Raw genomic sequence first — 18,272 nt, forward strand, 5'->3', positions numbered from 1 at the left:
GGGGTGCGGCTGGGACCTTGGTGTCAGCGGAGTCCGGTCACCAGGAGGACTTGGTCCCCCCGGGCAGGAAGCCGGCGTGCGCCTGCTCCCGGGCGCGGACACTGGAGAGGCCGAACTTGCGCAGGTAGCCGCGGGGCGGCCGTCCACGCTGTCGCGGTGGCGCACACGGGTGGCGCTGGCGGTGACGCTGGCGTGGCGCGGCCGCCGCCGCAGCTCCGTCAGTGCGGCCCGGCGTTCGTCGCCGGTCGACGAGGGGTGGCGGATGCTCTCCTTGAGTTCGGCCCGCCGGGCGGCGTACCGCTCGACGGTCTCCTTGCGCTTCTCGTTCTGCGCGATCTTGCTCTTCTTCGCTATCGGACCTTCCCCCCCCCGCGCCCGGATTCGTGCCACGGCCGCCTCGATGCCGATCACGTCCACCGTCTTGATCGCCTTGGCGCTCAGAGTCAGGCGGACGTTGCGGCCCTCGCTCTGGACCGCCGAGAGGTCACAGCCGGGATGAACCCCTTCCGGCCGCAGGTGTCCTGGACGATGCAGGTGCCGCCGGGCCCGGTGTGCGGTGCCGGCAGCGTACGGAACCGGCACTGTGGTCCAGCGCGGGGGACGTGGCGTGGGCCGCCTGCGGAGTCGAGGACGTCCGACTCCGGGGTGATCAGTGCGAACTTCCTGTCGTCTCCGCGCCCGTGAGTGTCGCAGGCGAGCCCCGTGGGGGTGAGCGGATTCGCCGCGTCCGGGCGCGGCTTGGTGGCTGCGATGAGCTGGGCGACATCGACCAGTCCCGCAGTGGTGAGCGTGCCGTGGACACCCTGGTCCACGACACGCCTGCCGTCGGCGGTCACTCTGCTGCGGTGGGCCCGGTGCGGACGGTCCTTGATCTTCCCCAGCTCGGGCAGTTTGAGCTCGGCCCCGGAATGCGCGGGGAGGCCCTTACCCGCCTCGGCGCCGGGTCGGACAGGGCCCGCCGGTCGGCGGCGGTGAGCTTCGCGGCCGGTTATGGCTCGGCCGGACGACCTCTCCGGCTGAGAGTCACATGGTCGTTGACCGTCGTCTCACTGGCCCCGCGGTCGGCCGAGCGACATCGGCGGGGCGTTGTCTGCGCTCGCATCGGCGTCGGAGGCGGGGAGAGGGAGAAGAGAGGGCCCAAGCGCCGCTGCGAGGCCGTCGTCCTGCCCGTCGATCGGTACCGGCCACGTGCTGTGCGCCGAACGAGCGCCGCAACCGTCGGCGTAGCGGCGGGACCACTGGCCCTGGGCCCGGGCATGTCCTCGCCTGGGCCCAGGGACCGCCGTGCCGAGGGCGGCCGGATCAGCAGGCTCGGGGCAGGGGAGGCGGGTCAGCGGATGCAGACGGCGCGGCCGAGGAGGGCGACCGTGCCCGCGCTGGATTCGCCACCGGGTGGGATCACTTCGATGACCGGCCCCGAACAGGTGGTGTTCTGGTGGACGAGGGCGTACTCGTCGGTGAAGTTCCACACGCGGAACTTGTTCTTCTCCAGTGGCGCCTTCGGTGAAGGGCTACGGCGGCCCTCCGCTTCTGGCCCCCGAACTGCCCGCGACCCGGCTGAAGCCGAGGAGAAGGGCGTGCTGAGCTGCTCTTATATCGAGAACCTGGAGCAGTTGAGATACCTGTGCAGGCATTGCGTTTCGGGGCGGAGAGTAGTGGAACGGCTGCGAGCAGGAGGGCGCGGGTCCGCCGGGCAGCAGGCCTGTCGCCCGCCCCTCTCCGCGTCAGTTCCCCTCATCGGGAGCCTTGGAACGCGGAGTGTCTCTGCTGGCGCCGGGCGGCAGGCCCGTGACGCGCTTGTAGGCACGGCTGAAAGCCGCCTGAGAGGTGTAGCCGAGGCGTCGTGCCACCGACTGGATCGGCGACCTGTCCTCGGCCAGCCACTGGCCGGCGAGGAGCATCCGCAGCTCCGTGGCGTAACGGAGAGGCGGCATGCCGATCGTGGTGTGGAATCGGTCTGCGAAGACAGACCGGGAGACATTGCACTCGGCTGCCAGTTCCGCCACGGTCCAGTGATGCCCGGGCTGTCTGTGCAGGACCAGGATGGCGCGAGCCAGGCGGGGGTCACGCAACGCGGCCACGAGGCCGGAGGTGTTGTCGCATCCGCATTCGATCCAGCCCCGTACGATCATGGCCGCCGCCACCTCGGCCAGACGAGCGAGGATGCCGGCGAAGCCCACGCGTGCGGAGCAGAGTTCGCGCCTCATCGACGTGAGGATCGGCAGCAGCCCGGGGTAACGCTTCCCTCCGGCATCGACCAGCATGACGTGGGGCATCAGCCGGCTGAGGCCCTGCATTCCGCCGAGGTCGAACTCCATGGAGCCGGTGAAAAGGATCGTGCTGGGAGTCGGTTCGGTGCTCGGGCAGGCGTCCACGTCACTCACCGCGTTGCTGAGGGGAACCGCATCGAAGCTGTCCATGCCCAGGGCCGGTATGTCCGGACCGGAGAGCAGCTGATGGGACTCGCCGTGCGGCATGAATACGGCGTTGCCTGCCGAGAGCTCATGGAGAGTTCCGTCCTCCGTGCGCAGGACGGCGGAGCCGACGGCGAGGAAGTGGAAATAGGCACGGCCGGGCTCGGCTTCGAATCGGAGGCCGAACCGCGGGCCGACATGGACGCGACGATAGCGAACGCCGCGCAGCCGCATGCTGGTCAGCAGTTCGCTGATGAGGTCGGACGACAGGGCGAACTGCCCTGTGGCCCCACCCGGAGTCTCGGTCACATATTGCGGACTTTCTGTCATAGCTCATCCTGAAGTTCGCGTGCAGGCTTGACTCGAACGTCTCATGCGACTCAGGAGAAGTAAAAGTTGAGCAGCGATGTGTGCGGCACCGTGCCCGATACCAACCCCGGCGAAGCGGCCGATGCGGAACTGGTGCCGCCCGAGCAGGCCTCTTCGGCGTGGGCGGCGGTGTTCTCGCTGGCGATGGGTGTTTTCGGGCTGCTGACCGCGGAATATCTGCCGGCCAGCTTGTTGACTCCGATGGCCGCCGACCTAGGAGTGTCGGAAGCTTTGGCGGGGCAGGCGGTCACTGTCACGGCGGTGACAGCGATGCTTTCCGGGCTGTTGACGGCGAGCCTGACCCGGAGGCTCGACCGAAGGGTCGTGTTGCTCGGCTTTACCGTCCTGATGATCGTATCCAACCTGCTGGTGGCCGTAGCCGCCAACATGATGGTGCTGTTGCTGATGCGGATCCTGCTGGGTGTCGCACTCGGTGGCTTCTGGAGCATGGCGGCGGCGGTGGCGATGCGGCTGGTGCCCGCGGCTTTGGTTCCGCGTGCGGTATCGATCATCTTCAGTGGCATCGCGGTGGCGACCATCGTGGCGGTGCCGCTCGGCAGCTACCTCGGCGAGCTGTCCGGCTGGCGCAGCACCTTCCTCGCGGCAGCCGCACTCGGTGTGGTGACGTTGGTGTTCCAGTTGTTCGCGCTGCCCCGGATGGCGCCCCATGGCACGGCACGGCTGGGCACGTTGTGGGAGGTGCTGCGGCGCCCGGGCTTCGGGGTGGGCATCGCCGGGATGCTGCTGGTTCACATCGGGCATTACGCTCTTTTAACCTATATCAGGCCCGCTCTGGAGAATATGGTGAAAGTCGACGTCGACGAGTTGGCGCTGCTGTTGTTCGTCTTCGGAGTGGCGAACTTCGTGGGCACGCTGCTGGCCGGGTGGCTTCTGGAGATCAGCCTGCGGCTGACGCTGGCACTGATGCCGGCGCTGATGGGCGTTGCGGCACTGGGCCTGGCGCTGCTTCCCGCTGGGCGAGCCGGGTACGCGGTTCTGGTGGTCCTCTGGGGCCTGGCCTTTGGCGGTGTGTCGGTGGCATGGTCGAACTGGTCGACTCGCATGGTGCCTGACCAGGCGGAGAGCGCGGGCGGGCTCGTGGTGGTAGGTGTGCAGTCCGCTATCGCCGGCGGGGCTGCCGCGGGCGGTCTGATGTTCGGTATCGGCGGCGTCGTCACCGTATTCACCGTGTCCGGCGTCGTGTTGCTCGCCTCCGCGTTGCTGATCATGCTGCGGGTCGCAGCGCCCGGCAGCGCGCAGGGAGCTGATGCGTCGATGCGGTCCTGAGGGGTGCGGCCGACACGCGAGGACGCATGGCGGGGCCGCCGTCGTGCGCGGCCGATTCGGGGCGGGAACGGCTCACCGTTTTGACGCGGTGGGCAGCTACTCCTGCCGCTGGTCGGCCGACGTACCGGCGTAGGAGGCCAGGCCGTCGGCCATCCTGCGCGAAGCGCGTCAGGAACCACCACCACAAAGGCCTCGCAGCCCGGCCGCAGCAGCGACTGCGTCATCCAATCCGGACACCGTCGTATCCCGTCTGAGCCAGTGCCCCTCCCGGCAAGCTCTGCCCCGTCGCGCCGCCCAGCACGCACGCTCGCCGCGTTGGCCAAAAGCCCTGGTAGCTCCGCTGCAAGGTGGTCGTGCCGATGAGGCCGGCGGCGACAACGCGCTTGAACGAGCCGGGCGTTGGCGGAGCGGATGCCGAGGCAGTCAGGGTCACCACTTCCGGGCGGGGGTCGGGGACGATTTCGTGTCGCCGCACCGTAGAAATATGCAGGTCAGGATCGCCTGTGGTGGGACACCATAGTTCGTGGGTGAGGTTTGCGTGCAGGATCCATGTGAGCGGTCGTCGGACCGCGCAACCCGACGCCCGCACCGCAACTCCTGGGATGTGCCCAGGGAAACAGCATCCGTGGCGCTACGCTGCTGTGCCGTGCAGGAGACGCGTCTCGACACCGCTCGGATCCGGGCAGCCCGCCGGGTCATCGACCCGGTCTTTCTCGACACTCCGCTGTACCGCTGCGAGGCGCTGGAGCCCGGCCTCGGGTGCGCGGTGAGCATCAAGCTCGAAACGGCGAACCCGGTCCGCAGTTTCAAGGCCCGCGGCACCGAGGTGGTCGCGAGCCTGCTGGCCGGCGGTGCCTCGCGTGCCGTGGTGTGCGCGAGCGCGGGCAACCTGGGCCAGGCCCTCGCGTGGTCCGGTCGCGGCCGGGGGCTCGACGTCACCGTCGTGGCGTCCCGCTCCGCGACTCGGGCCAAGTTGGATCGTATCCGCGCCTGGGACGCCCGGCTGGAGCTGGTGGACGGCGACCACGAAACGGCTCGCGAGCGGGCCGCGGCCATCGCACGGTACGACGGCATCCGGCTGGTCGAGGACAGCCTGGACATCGAGACCTGCGAGGGCGCGGCGACCATCGGCCTGGAACTGGTGGACACCGCACCGTCGTTCGACACCGTCCTGATCGCTCTCGGTGGCGGGGCGCTGGCCACCGGCGTGGGGCATGTCGTGAAGGCCCTGGCGCCGGAGGTCGAGATGATCTGCGTCCAGCCGCTGGGCGCACCGGCGATGACCCACTCGTGGCGCCGACGACGTGTCGTCACCACCGACGCGACCGACACCATCGCCGACGGTGTGGCCGGCCGGTGTCCCATCCCCGCCGTCCTGGACAACCTCCTCCTGGTCGCCGATGACGCCGTGCTGGTCCAGGAGGCGTCGATCATCGCCGGTATGCGGATGCTCCTCGATCACGCCGGCCTCGTCGTCGAACCGTCGGCCGCGCTCGGTATCGCGGCGGTCCTCGAAGACCGTGACCGTTTCACCGGCCGGCATGTGGTCACCGTCGTGTGCGGCAGCAATGTCGACATGGACGCTTATCGCCGCTGGGTCGGCGCGGCTCCTGTCCCCAGGTCCTGACCATGGACGGCCAAGGTGGCGCCGCCGCCTCCACGGTGCCGATCGGGCAGACTGCCGTCGACACGGCGGAGGCAGGTCCCGACGCCGACCTGGGCATCGAGAGCGGGTAACCATGAGCAGCATCCCCCATGTGGGCTTCACCTTGGTGCAACTGCGCTATTTCGCCGCGGCGGCCGAACTCGGCAGCATGACCGCGGCGTCGCGGCAGCTCAATGTCTCCCAGTCGGCCGTGTCCACAGCCGTTGCCCAACTGGAGAAGGAACTCGGTGTCCAGCTGCTGCTGCGTCACCACGCCCGCGGCCTGACCCTGACCGCGGCCGGTGAGGACTTCCAGCGCGAGCTGCGCAGCTATCTGGAGCACACGGCCGAGCTGGTCGAGATGGCCAGAAACGCCGGCGAGGTGCTGACGGGCGACCTGTCGGTCGGTTGTTTCTCCACCCTGGGCCCCTTCGAACTGCCCCGCCTCGTCCGCGCGTGCGAGGCCCAGCATCCGGAGATCCGGATCTCGGTGATCGAGGCGGAGCACGCCGCCCTGAAGCAGAGCCTGCGCAGCGGAAAATGCGAGCTCGCCCTCATGTACGCCTACGACCTCGACGACGACATCGAGTATGTCGAGATCAAGTCGGTGGCCCCGTACGCGCTTGTCTCCGGCGGCCACCGGTTGGCCCGGCGTACCCGGATCTCGCTGCGGGAACTCGCGGACGAGCCGATGGTCCTGCTCGACCTCCCGCACAGCGGGAGGTACCTGGAACAACTCGTGCAGTCCGCGGGAGTCCGGCCGCAGGTACGGCACCGGAGCAGCGGGTTCGAGACGGTGCGCGCGATGGTCGGGAGCGGCATGGGCTGGTCGGTGCTCAACCAGCGGCCGGCCCACTCCCTGACGTACGACGGCGGGGAGGTGGTCACCCTCGAACTCGAAGAGCGCTTCGAGCCGCTGCCGATCGTCCTGGCGTCCGTGAAGGGCGTCCGGCTGACGCGTCGGGCGCGGGCCTTCATCGGTTCCGCGCGGCGGGCCGCACACGAGAGCCGCTGACCTCCCGAAACCACCGGTCGGGTGCCCGACACCCCGACCCCGGTCATCTGTGAAACAGATGACATGAAACGAAAACATCTGTTGGACAGGGGTTGTGGGCCTGTCCAAGGATGTCTCCTGCGATGCGAGGTCGACACGACACCGAGATGAACTGTCGCTGGAGTGGAGGCGTACATGCCGAGTGAAGAAACCGAAGTCGTCGTCGTCGGGGCGGGACAGGCCGGCGTGGCGATGAGCGAGCACCTGGGGTCCCACGGCGTACCCCACGTGGTCCTGGAGCGGCACCGCGTCGCGGAGCGCTGGCGTACGGAGCGGTGGGACTCCTTGGTCGCGAACGGGCCGGCGTGGCACGACCGGTTCCCCGGACTGGAGTTCCCCGACGTCGCCCCCGACGCCTTCGCCTCGAAGGAGCAGGTCGCCGACTACTTCGTCGCGTACGCCGAGAAGATCGGCGCCCCGGTCCGGTGCGGTGTCGAGGTGACCTCGGTACGCAAGCACGACGGCCGGCCCGGCTTCCGGGTCGAGACGTCGGAGGGCCCGATCGACGCGCGGTTCGTCGTGGCCGCGACCGGTCCGTTCCAGCGGCCCGTGTTCCCGCCCATCGTCCCGGACGGCGCCGTACCCGTGCAGACGCACTCCAGCGGCTACCGCAACCCGGACCAACTGCCCGGTGGCGCCGTCCTCGTGGTCGGCGCCGGCTCCTCGGGCGTCCAGATCGCCGACGAGCTGCGCCGCTCCGGTCGCCGGGTCCTCCTCTCCGTGGGGCCGCACGACCGTCCTCCCCGCCAGTACCGCGGACGCGACTTCTGCTGGTGGCTCGGTGTGCTCGGGCGCTGGGACGCGCAGACGCCCCCGCAGGGTGCCGAGCATGTCACCATCGCGGTCAGCGGCGCCCGTGGCGGCCACACCGTGGACTTCCGCGCCCTCGCCGCCGACGGCATCGAGCTGGTCGGCAGGACCACGTCCTACGACGACGGCATCCTGCGCTTCGCGCCGGATCTCGCCGCGAACATCGCGCTCGGCGACGAGAAGTACCTTGAGCTGCTGCGGGCGGCCGACGCGTACGTCGAGCGCAACGGGCTCGACCTCCCCGAGGAGCCGCAGGCCCATGTCCTCGGGGCGGCCCCGGAGTGTGTGACCGATCCGCGGCTGGAGCTCGATCTGGCCGGGGCCGGTGTCACCTCGATCGTCTGGGCGACCGGCTTCGCCGCCGACTACGGCTGGCTCGACGCCGACGTCTTCGACGAGGAGGGCCGGCCGGAGCAGCGGCGCGGGGTCTCCGCCGAGCCTGGCGTCTACTTCCTGGGGCTGCCCTGGCTGTCCCGCCGCGGGTCGAGCTTCATCTGGGGCGTGTGGCACGACGCCAGGTACGTCGCCGACCACATCGCGACGCAGCGTGGCTACCTCTCCTACACCGGTACCGACAACTGAGGAGCAGTTGATGATCTCCGCAAGCGAGGGCCGCGAGGTGAGGGCCCCGATCGTCGCCGGCGGGCACACCCGGGTCCGGCCGTTCAACACGCGTGACACCTATCCCGAGCAGAACCTTGACAACGACCTCTGCCAGGCCGTCGTCGCGGGCAGCACGGTGTACGTCCGGGGCCAGATCGGCCAGAACCTCGACACCAGCGAGTCGGTCGGCATCGGCGACGCCGGGGCGCAGGCCGAGCAGGCGATGGCGAACATCGCGATGCTGCTCGAAGAGGCGGGCAGCCGGATCGAGCACCTGGTCAAGCTCACCGTCTATCTGACCGATCCGCGCCACCGCGAGGTCGTGTACCGCACCATCGGCCGCTGGACCAAGGGCGTGCATCCCATCTCGACCGGCATCGTCGTCTCCGCCCTGGCCCGCCCGGAGTGGCTGTGCGAGATCGACGCGATCGCGGTGATCCCCGAGGAGGACCGGGCATGACGTTCTCCCTCGTCGTACGCGACGGCGACCGGTTCGGCATCGCCGTCAGCTCGTCCAGCCCCGCCGTCGCCGCCCGGGTGGCCCATCTGCGGCCCGGCGTGGGTGCCGCGGCCTCGCAGAACATCACCGACCCCACGCTCGGGACCAGGCTGCTGGAGCGGCTGGCCGAGCACGGTGACGCCGGACGGGCACTGAGCGAGGTCACCGAGGCGGCCGACACCATCGCGTACCGGCAGCTGACGGTGGTGGGCCGCACCGGCCCCGGGTTCGCCCACAGCGGCTCCCGTACGTTGGGCAAGCACGCCTCGGCCACGGCGGACGGCGCGGTGGCGGCGGGGAACATGCTGTGCGGCGAGCACATCCCCGGCGTCCTCCTCGATGCCTACGCGCAGGCCACGGGGGAGCTGGAGGAACGGCTGATCACCGCCCTGAAGGCCGCCGTCGACGCCGGTGGTGAGGAGGGCCCGGTGTTCTCCGCGGGCCTGGCGGTCGTCGCGGACGTGGGCTGGCGGGTGACCGACCTGCGGGTGGACTGGGCCGACGACCCCGTCGACCGGCTCGCCGAACTGCTCGGCGTGTGGCTGCCGCAGCGCGACGACTACGTGCGCCGCGGGCTCGATCCCTCCTCCGCACCGTCCTACGGCGTACCGGGCGACCTGTGACGGCGCCGCTGAAGGAGGCCGCCCGGCGCGAGATCGACCGGCATGCCGAGGAGCTGATCAGCCTCTCCGAGCGGCTGCACGCCGACCCGGAGACGGCATGGGAGGAGTACCGGGCGGCGGCGGCCGTACCGGAGCTGCTGGACCGGGCGGGGTTCGACGTCACGTCGTCCTACCTGGGCCTGGAGACGGCGTTCCTGGCCCGGTTCGGCAGCGGCCCCACCCGTATCGCCCTGTGCGCCGAGTACGACGCGCTGCCAGGCCTCGGGCACGCCTGCGGACACAACCTGATCGCGGCCTCCGCGGTGGGCGCCGCGCTCGGCCTGGCCGCCGTCGCCGACGACGCCGGCCTCACCGTCGAGGTGTACGGCACCCCCGCCGAGGAGGGCGGCGGAGGCAAGATCGAGATGCTGGACCGGGGCGCCTTCGCCGGCGTGGACCTGGCGATGATGGTGCACCCGGCGCCGGTCGACGTGGCGGAGGCCCGGCCGTTCGCGGTCAGCCACTCCAAGATCTCCTACACCGGGAAGTCCGCGCACGCCGCGGCCTACCCGGAGGCCGGGATCAACGCCGCCGACGCCTTCACGGTGGCCCAGGTCGCCATCGGGCTGCTGCGCCAGCAACTGCCGGCCTCGGCCCGGGTGCACGGTGTGGTGACCCACGCCGGGGACGCGCCCAACGCCATCCCGGAGCGCTCGACCGGCCGGTGGTACGTGCGGGCGGAGACGCTCGCCGAACTCGCCGAGCTGGAGCCGCGGGTCATGCGCGCCTTCGAGGCGGGCGCCCTGGCCACCGGGTGCGAACTGGCGGTCGAGCCGGAGAGCAGACCGTACGCGGAGTTCCGTACGGACGAGACCGCCCTCGGGCACTACCGGGCCAACGCCCTCGCCCTGGGCCGGGAGTTCGCGCCGCCCGGACAGGCGGCCCGCATGAACCGCGCCTCCACCGACATGGGCAACGTCTCCCAGGTGGTGCCGGCCATCCACCCCTACATCGGCATCGGCTCCCTGCCCGCCACCAACCACCAGCATGAGTTCGCGGCGTTCTGCGTGGGCGGCGGCGCCCGGCGCGCACTGCTCGACGGGGCGGTCGCACTGGCCTGGACCGGGGTGGACCGCGGCGCGCCGGCCGGGTAGGAGTAGTCCGCTCGGACATCTCGCCGCGGCCCTTTCGCCTCGGAAAGCAGCTCCGCAGCGCCATGCGGTGTGTTTTCTCCGAGAGGGCTTCGGTGTGATCCCTCTGCAATGCGATCCCTCTGCATCTGACAAACAGATGCCCATCATCGAAAAACTCGGCTTGATCGATTCTCGAATTCCCCTTTCAATGTTCCGAGAAGCGGACGTGACCCTTTGGCGAACGTGGGCCGAACGCACCGTCCTGGCACCGGGAGAAACCAATGAAGTACAGGAAACGAGGGGCGGCCACCGCCGCGCTCCTGGCGGTGATGCTTCTGCTGGCGGGATGCACGTCGGACGGAGCGGGGCGGGTACGCGATTCCTCGTCGCTGACCTTGGGCACGGTGGTGGACATCGCCTCCTACGACCCGGCGGAACTGCGGTTCGACGGCGAATTCCCTCAGCTGTGGTCTCCCGTGTACGACACATTGCTGCTGCGCCGTTCCGACAGTTCACTGGCGCCGAACCTGGCCACCGCGTGGTCGTACGACGCGAGGAAAACGACACTGTCCCTCACACTGCGTGACGGTGTGAAGTTCTCCGACGGCACGGTGTTCGACGCCGCCGCGGTGGCCGCCAACATCAAGCACTTCCGGGCGGGTACCGGCCACGACCACTACCTCTCCAATTCCATCGCCGAGGTGACCGCGGTCGACACCCGGCGCGTGGACATCCGGCTCAGCCGGCCCGACCCGACCCTGCTGAACAGCCTCAGCGGTTCGCTCGGCGCGATGGCCTCGCCGTCCGCCCTCGGCCGCGCCTCCCTCGCGACGGAGCCGGTCGGGACCGGCCCGTACCTGCTCGACCGCAGCCGCACGGTGCGCGGAGACCGGTACGTCTTCACCCGCAATCCCGACTACTGGAACGCGCGGGCGTGGCCCTACGACAAGATCGAGATGCGGGTCCTGTCCGACGTGAGCGCCCGGCTGAACGCGCTGACGACGGGGCAGATCGACGGCACCCGGCTGAACGTCGACGTGATGGACTACGCCGAGCGCAGCGGTGTCACGATCCATCCCAACCGGGTCGACTGGGTCGGACTGGCCATTCTGGACCGCAAGGGCCGCGTCGCGCCGGCGCTCGCCGACGTACGGGTCCGGCAGGCGATCAACATGGTCTTCGACCGGCAGGGCATGCTCGACGCGCTCGACCTGGGACAGGGCGCGGTCAGCGAACAGATCGTCGGAAGCAGGAGCCCGGCCTACGACCCGGCGCTCGACAACTCCTACCGCTACGACGTCGGGCGGGCACGGAAACTGATGGCGGAGGCCGGCTGGAGCAAGGGCTTCCGGATTCCGATGATGGACTACTCGCGCTACCGCATGTACCAGCCCTTCGTCGAACAGGCCCTGGCATCGATCAATATCGGCGTCGACTGGCACTCCCTGCCCGACGAGACGGCCGTCGACGCTCAATTCAGCGGCGAATACCCGATTCTCATCCTGGGACAGCAGGCGCCCACGTCGGCCTGGGACGGACTCGGCATCGCGTACGACAACGCGCTCAACGTCTTCAAGAGCTCCGATCCCGCGTTCAGCCGGCTCATGGAGAGCGCGCGTACGACGAGCGGGCAGCAGCAGGTGGCGGCGTTCAGGAAGGCCAACGCCTGGCTCGTCGAGAACGCGTGGTTCGCCCCCTGGTACCACCGCGACCTGATCTACGCCACGGCTCCGCGGACCACGGTCGAACCCGAGCCGGGTGTCGCCGGACCGCCGCTGCGTTCCTACGCCCCGGCGCGGTGAGCCGTCATGGCTCGACCGGTCACCCGAACGCAAGGACATGATCTGTGATCCGCTACCTCTGCAGGCGCCTCGCCTTCGGCGTCGCCCTGCTCGCGCTCGTCACGAGCGCCACGTTCTTCGCCGTGTTCGGCAGCAGCCACACGGTCGTCCGATCGCTGGTCGGTGAGCAGGCCACCGAACAGCAGATCGCCGCGCGCACCGCCGAGCTGGGCCTGGACCGGCCGGTGTGGGAGCAGTTCGGCGACTGGGTCGCGCATGCCGTCACCGGCGATCTCGGCACGTCGTACTTCACTTCCGAGCCGGTCACCCAGGCGATCGGCAACCGGCTGCCCGTCACGCTCACACTGATGATCTGCTCGATGGTGGTACTGGCCGTCGTGAGCGCGGTGCTGGGCGTCCTCGCCGCGGTCCGCCGGGGCGGTGTGGTGGACCGGACGCTGCAACTCGTCACCGAGACCCTGAGCGCCGTCCCGAAGTTCTGGCTCGCGCTGATGCTCGTCATCGCACTCGCCATCAACCTGAGGTTCTTCCCGGCCACCGGCTACGCTCCCCTCAGCGACGGCGTCGGCGCGTGGGCGCTCGGCATCGTCCTGCCGACCGCCGCCATCGTGCTGGGCGAACTCCGGATCACCTCGATGGTGCGCGGCGCCGTCTCCGACGAGCTGGAGAAACCCTACGTACGTACGCTGCGCTCGCGTGGGCTGTCCGAGGCCGAGGTCCTGTTCCGTCACGTACTGCGCAACGCGGCCCCGCCGTGGCTGTCGCTGCTCTCGATGAAGGTGGTGGCACTGTTCGGCGGCGTCGTCGTCATCGAGAAGGTCTTCGCCGTGCCCGGTGTCGGTTCGCTGGCGACCGCTGCGGCGACCAGCGGGGACATCCCCGTCCTCATGGGCGTGGTCGTCACGACCGTCGCCATCATCTTCGTCGTGTACCTGGTCTTCGACCTCGTACAGGCGTGGCTCAACCCGAAGGTTCGTCTGTCGTGAGCATCGAGACCACCGCGGCCACCACCGGGCAGCCCCGCCCCGGAGCGTTCCGCCGCTTCCTGTCCAATCCGCTGGGTGCCGGCAGCGCGATCGTGCTGCTCGCCGTCATCGCCGTGAGTGTGCTGGCTCCCTGGATCGCCCCCCACGATCCGACGACGCCCGCGCTCTCCCAGGTCAACTCCACACCGAACGCCACCTATCTGCTCGGCGGCGACAGCGCCGGCCGTGATGTGCTGAGCAGGCTGATCTGGGGCGGCCGGGCCACCCTGGCCGGCGCCGTCGTGGTCGTCGTGGTGGCCGCGCTCGTGGGCATCGTGACCGGTCTGCTGGCGGCCTACCTCGGGCGCTGGACGGACAGTCTGCTGACGTGGGTGTCCGAGACACTGCTGGCGATCCCGAGCCTGATCGTGCTGATCGCCCTGTACGGCGCGATCGGACCCAACGTGCCGGTCTCGATGACGGTGTTCGGGATCCTGATCTCGCCGTTCCTCTACCGCCTGGTGAGAGCCATGGCGCTGGAGGTGAAGAACGAGGCCTACGTCGAGGCCGCGCAGGTCTCCGGTGTCTCCCCGCTGCGCATCGTGTTCCGGCACATTCTCGTGGTCATCCGCGGCCCGATCATCGTGATGCTCGCCGACATCACGGCCACCGCGATCGGTATCCAGGCCAGCCTCGAATTCCTCGGACTCGGCAGTGTCAATTCCGTGACCTGGGGCTCCATGGTCCAGGACGCGTTCATCGAGATCTTCCGGACCCCGCTGAGCGTGGTCTGGCCGGGCCTGCTCCTCACCCTCACGGTCGGGTCCTTCGCCCTGCTGGGCAACGCCGTGCGCGACGCCCTCGTGCCGAGCGCCACGGTGTACCGGAAGAAGCGCGCCCGTGCTGTGTCCGCACCGACCGCCGCGACCGGCGAGACCGGCGGCGAAGCCGCCACCGAGCCGGTCGCCGACGCGCTCCTCGATGTCTCCGGGCTCACCGTCGCCTATCCGAACGGGGACGGGGTACGCACCGTCGTCGACGGTGTCTCGTTCGCGGTCCGGCGCGGCGAGGTGCTCGGTCTCGTGGGGGAGTCCGGATCGGGAAAGAGCCAGTGTGTGTTCTCCGTGCTCGGGCTGCTGCCGCCGCAGGCCGTCGTCAGCGCCGACCGGATCGCGTTCGACGGGAAGCGGACGACACCGGACACACTCGTCGGGCTGCGCGGACGGCGCATCGCCTACGTGCCGCAGGAGCCGATGAGCAACCTCGACCCGTTGTGCACCGTCGGTTCCCAGCTGACCGTACCCATGCGGCGGGTACTGGGCCTGAGCCGGGCACAGGCCCGCGAGCGGGCGCTGGAGCTGCTGGCACGGGTCGGCATCCCGGAGCCGGAGCGGGTGTTCACCCTGTATCCGCACCAGATATCGGGAGGCATGGCACAGCGTGTGCTCATCGCGGGCGCGGTGTCCACCGACCCGGATCTGATCGTCGCCGACGAGCCGACGACGGCGCTCGACGTCACCGTGCAGGCCGACATCCTGGACCTGCTGCGCGACCTGCGGCGCGAGCGCGACATGGGTCTGCTGCTGGTCACCCACAACTTCGGGGTCGTCGCCGACATCTGCGACCGGGTCGTCGTCATGCGCGGCGGAACCGTCGTCGAGCACGGCGACACACCGACCCTGTTCGCCGATCCGCAGCACGACTACACACGGGAGCTGCTCGACGCCTCCCTCGACGAGGCCGAGCCGCGCCACTACACGAGCCCGGTGACGCAGGCGGAAGGAGTGCGCTCGTGAACGGGACACAGCGGGACGGGGTGGTGGATGACGGGCTGCTCCTGGAGGTACGCGGGGCGACCGTCGAGTACCGGGTCCGCGGTGGCGGACGCCGCCCCACGCGCGTGCTCGACGACGTGTCCCTCACGGTCCGCCCCGGCGAGACCGTCGGGCTGGTGGGCGAGTCCGGCTCCGGCAAGTCCACCCTGGGGCGGGCCATTCTGGGGCTCGCTCCGCTCGCCGCGGGCGAGGTCCGGCTCGACGGCCGCGTGATCAGCGGCCTGACCGGCGCCGCCCGGCGCCGGCTCGCCGGTGACCTCCAGGTGGTGTTCCAGGACCCGCAAGGTTCGCTCAACCCGGCGATGACGGTCCGCGACATCGTGCTGGAGCCGGTCCTCGCCGCGGGCGCACGGCCGGCCGACGCCGAACGGGATCTCCGTACCCTCCTGGACCAGGTGAAGCTGCCCGCGGACGCCCTCGACCGCTATCCCGCGGAGTTCAGCGGCGGACAGCGCCAGCGCATCGCGATCGCCCGCGCGCTGGTCCGGCGGCCGAAGCTGATCGTCTGCGACGAGATCGTCAGCGCACTGGACCTCTCGACCCAGGCCCGGATCCTCGACCTGCTGGTGGAGATCCAGGAACAGACCGGTGTCGCGCTGCTGTTCACCTCGCACGACCTCGGCGTGATCCGCGCCGTCTCGCACCGGGTGGCCGTGCTCTTCCGCGGTCGCCTGCTCGAATTCGGCGACGTACGCGACGTGACCGGCGAGCCACGCGACCCTTACACCCGCCGTCTGCTCATGGCCGCCCCGGTCGCCGACCCGCAACGGCAGGGCGAGCGCCGCGCCGCCTACCGGGCCGAGTTCCCCCTCGTCACGCCGGGCCGGTGACCACTTCCCCTCCGGCCGGTCCCCCGGCCGGCGCACGACCTGTAGGAGACCCCGCAGTGCAGCCCGAGAACCAGCCCGTGCCGACGACCGACGAGCGGCTCGCCGCGCTCACCGAGGACGAGAAGATCCAGCTCGTCTCGGGCAACGGCATGTGGCGCACGAACTCCGTCCCGCGACTCGACGTGGCCTCGATCGTCATGGCCGACGGCCCCAACGGGCTGCGGTACTCCCGGGAGCAGGCGGCGGACGGACCCGGAGCGGGGGCCGACTTCGCCGACTTCATCAGCCTGGTCACGCGCCGCGGCGAAGCGGCTCCCGTCCAGCGCGGCCCCGAGCCCGCCACGTGCTTCCCGACCGCGTCCACGGTGGGCACGTCCTGGGACCCGCGGCTGGCGCGGGAACTCGGCAACGCGTTCGCCGCCGAGTGCCGCTCGTTCGGGGTCGGAGTCCTGCTCGGACCCGGCATGAACATCCGCAGGACACCGCTGGCGGGCCGGACATCCGAGTACTACTCCGAGGATCCGCTGCTCACCGGCGCCATGGTCACCGGTGTGACGCGGGGACTGCAGGAGCGTGGTGTCGGGGCGTGCATCAAACACTTCGCCGCCAACAACTCCGAGATCGAGCGCACCTCGATGGACTCCGTGATCGACGAGCGCGCCCTGCGCGACATCTACCTGCGGGCGTTCGAACGGGTGGTACGCGACGCCGAGCCGTGGATGGTGATGAGTTCCTACAACCGGCTGAACGGCCTGCAGGCGGCCCAGCATCCGTGGCTGCTCACCCAGGTGCTGCGGGACGAGTGGGGCTACGACGGCCTCGTCGTGTCGGACTGGCACGGCATCACCGACCGGCCCGCCTCCGTGCTCGCCGGCAACGACCTCGACATGCCGGAGAGCGCCCAGCGCATCGCCCGCCTGCGCGCGGCCGTGGAGTCCGGGGCGGTGCCCGGCGCCGCCCTCGACCGCTCCGCGGGCCGGGTCCTGCGACTCGTCGACCGGGTCACCGCCCACGCCGGCGAGCCGGCCCCGTTCGACACCGACGCCCACCACGCACTCGCCACCCGTATCGCACGCGCCGGCACCGTGCTGCTCGCCAACAACGGCGTGCTGCCTCTCGACGCCGACGCCACCACGGACGCGCTGGTCCTCGGTACGGGAGCGACCGAGCCCGTGATCCAGGGCTTCGGCAGCGCCCGTATGACGCCGACCCGGGTGGACGTCCCGCTGACGGAGATCGGACGGCGGACCGGCGGCCCCGTCCGCCACCTCGCCGGGGTCCCGGCCGGTGAGCACACCGGGACCGAACGACAGGCCGCGCTGGACGAGGCCACCGCGGCGGCGAAGACGTGCGGTGTCGCCATCGTGTTCGCCCACACCCCGCAGAACTCCGACGGCGAGAACGCGGACCGTGCCGACCTCGCGCTGGAGGCGGGCTACGACGAGCTCATCGCGGCGGTGGCGGCGGTCGCGCCGCGTACCGTCGTCGTCCTCACCGTCCCGGACGCCGTCACCATGCCCTGGCTCCCCGACGTCGACGCGGTCCTCGTCCCGTTCTACGCCGGGCAGGGGATGGGCTCGGCGGTGGCGTCGCTGCTCTACGGCGAGCACGCGCCCGCCGGCAAGCTCACGACGACCTTCCCGCGGCGGATCGCCGACATCCCCGCGTTCCTCGGCTATCCCGGCGAGGGCGGACGGCACGTCTACGTCGAAGGCTCCCTCGTCGGCTACCGGGGCTATGACGAGCGGGACATCGCTCCGCTGTTCCCCTTCGGCTTCGGGCTGTCGTACACGACGTTCGCGCTGTCGGACGTCACCGCCGACCGGGCCACGCTCTCGGACGGGGATTCCGTCGCCGTGTCCGTGCGGGTGCGCAACACCGGATCCCGCACCGGCGCCGAGGTGGTGCAGATCTACGCCCAGGCCGAGCACCCCCGGGTGCGGTCGGGCCCGCGGGAACTCGTCGGATTCGCCCGCGTCGAACTCTCCCCGGGCGAAGAACGTACGGTCACGATCCCCGTCGCCGCCGACGACCTCGCCCACTGGGACGTCACCCGGGCCCGCCGCGTACTGTCCGACGGCCCGGTGCGCCTCCTCGTCGGTACGTCCTCGCGGGACCTGCCGCACGCCGTCACCGTGCTGGCCCGCACCGACGTGCCCCGGTGGAAGCCGCTGCGCCGCGACACCGCTCCCGCCGCCGCCCTCGGCAATCCGGTCGCGCGCCGGGCCGTCGCCGGTCTGCTGGCCGGCCGTCTCGATGTCGACGCGGAGACGGCCGACGGGCTGCTGCAGGAGTGCCGGCGCTCGTTCGTGAACGTGTTCGACACCCTGGCGAACCGGTTCCGGCTGGTGCTGGACGAGGCGGAGATCGCCCAGGTGATCGCCGAGGTCGCGGACGAGGAGGCCGGCCGGGCCGGACGTTGAT

14 protein-coding genes and 2 pseudogenes are annotated in these 18,272 nt (G+C 70.4%); 12 read left to right on the forward strand and 4 right to left on the reverse strand.

All coding sequences use genetic code 11. The features are described from left to right. Window positions 1-37: 37 nt before the first annotated feature. From rpsN to ACFTZC_RS18085, 4 genes and pseudogenes are all read right to left on the reverse strand, one after another. Window positions 38-354, reverse strand: a pseudogene (rpsN, locus tag ACFTZC_RS18070) (30S ribosomal protein S14). 6 nt (window positions 355-360) lie between these two features. Further along, window positions 361-468: pseudogene (locus ACFTZC_RS18075) on the reverse strand (50S ribosomal protein L28); the annotation flags it as partial. An 862-nt stretch (window positions 469-1,330) separates the two neighbouring features. Then, on the reverse strand, window positions 1,331-1,471 hold the full coding sequence (locus ACFTZC_RS18080; protein ID WP_382890748.1) for a hypothetical protein: 141 nt from the start codon (window positions 1,469-1,471) through the stop codon (window positions 1,331-1,333). Between the two features lie 253 nt (window positions 1,472-1,724). Then, window positions 1,725-2,723, reverse strand: a complete 999-nt coding sequence (locus ACFTZC_RS18085) for an AraC family transcriptional regulator (protein WP_382890750.1) — start codon at window positions 2,721-2,723, stop codon at window positions 1,725-1,727. Between the two features lie 87 nt (window positions 2,724-2,810). Here ACFTZC_RS18085 and ACFTZC_RS18090 point away from each other — a divergent pair, with 87 nt between their 5' ends. The 12 genes from ACFTZC_RS18090 to ACFTZC_RS18145 all read left to right on the forward strand — a co-directional run bounded on the left by ACFTZC_RS18090 (window position 2,811) and on the right by ACFTZC_RS18145 (window position 18,271). Next, window positions 2,811-4,070, forward strand: a complete 1,260-nt coding sequence (locus ACFTZC_RS18090) for an MFS transporter (protein ID WP_382890752.1) — start codon at window positions 2,811-2,813, stop codon at window positions 4,068-4,070. 646 nt (window positions 4,071-4,716) lie between these two features. Further along, window positions 4,717-5,697, forward strand: a complete 981-nt coding sequence (locus ACFTZC_RS18095; RefSeq protein ID WP_382890754.1) for a threonine/serine dehydratase — start codon at window positions 4,717-4,719, stop codon at window positions 5,695-5,697. 112 nt (window positions 5,698-5,809) lie between these two features. Next, entirely contained in the window at window positions 5,810-6,730 is a 921-nt protein-coding gene (locus tag ACFTZC_RS18100; RefSeq protein WP_382890756.1) for a LysR family transcriptional regulator, read from the forward strand. A gap of 174 nt (window positions 6,731-6,904) precedes the next feature. Further along, a complete protein-coding gene (locus ACFTZC_RS18105; protein ID WP_382890758.1) occupies window positions 6,905-8,161 on the forward strand; it encodes a flavin-containing monooxygenase in 1,257 nt (418 codons plus the stop codon). 10 nt (window positions 8,162-8,171) lie between these two features. Then, entirely contained in the window at window positions 8,172-8,642 is a 471-nt protein-coding gene (locus tag ACFTZC_RS18110) for a RidA family protein (RefSeq protein WP_382890760.1), read from the forward strand. Beyond that, window positions 8,639-9,304, forward strand: coding sequence for a DUF1028 domain-containing protein (locus tag ACFTZC_RS18115; RefSeq protein ID WP_382890762.1), 666 nt, complete (start codon window positions 8,639-8,641; stop codon window positions 9,302-9,304). The genes ACFTZC_RS18110 and ACFTZC_RS18115 overlap by 4 nt, the downstream gene beginning before the upstream one ends. Further along, window positions 9,301-10,437 (forward strand): M20 family metallopeptidase, encoded by a 1,137-nt coding sequence (locus tag ACFTZC_RS18120; protein ID WP_382890764.1) that lies wholly within the window; start codon window positions 9,301-9,303, stop codon window positions 10,435-10,437. Before ACFTZC_RS18115 ends, ACFTZC_RS18120 begins: the two co-directional genes overlap by 4 nt. A gap of 260 nt (window positions 10,438-10,697) precedes the next feature. Then, a complete protein-coding gene (locus ACFTZC_RS18125; RefSeq protein ID WP_382890766.1) occupies window positions 10,698-12,218 on the forward strand; it encodes an ABC transporter substrate-binding protein in 1,521 nt (506 codons plus the stop codon). A 44-nt stretch (window positions 12,219-12,262) separates the two neighbouring features. Then, on the forward strand, window positions 12,263-13,204 hold the full coding sequence (locus ACFTZC_RS18130; protein ID WP_382890768.1) for an ABC transporter permease: 942 nt from the start codon (window positions 12,263-12,265) through the stop codon (window positions 13,202-13,204). Next, entirely contained in the window at window positions 13,201-14,979 is a 1,779-nt protein-coding gene (locus ACFTZC_RS18135; RefSeq protein WP_382890770.1) for an ATP-binding cassette domain-containing protein, read from the forward strand. The genes ACFTZC_RS18130 and ACFTZC_RS18135 overlap by 4 nt, the downstream gene beginning before the upstream one ends. Then, entirely contained in the window at window positions 14,976-15,848 is an 873-nt protein-coding gene (locus tag ACFTZC_RS18140) for an ATP-binding cassette domain-containing protein (protein ID WP_382890772.1), read from the forward strand. Before ACFTZC_RS18135 ends, ACFTZC_RS18140 begins: the two co-directional genes overlap by 4 nt. A 56-nt stretch (window positions 15,849-15,904) precedes the next feature. After that, window positions 15,905-18,271 carry a beta-glucosidase gene (locus ACFTZC_RS18145; protein WP_382890774.1) on the forward strand — a complete coding sequence of 789 codons (2,367 nt, stop codon included), beginning with the start codon at window positions 15,905-15,907 and terminating at the stop codon, window positions 18,269-18,271. Window position 18,272: the final 1 nt, after the last annotated feature.

Source organism: Streptomyces sp. NPDC056987 (assembly GCF_042673865.1).
In the GTDB taxonomy this organism is placed as follows: domain Bacteria; phylum Actinomycetota; class Actinomycetes; order Streptomycetales; family Streptomycetaceae; genus Streptomyces.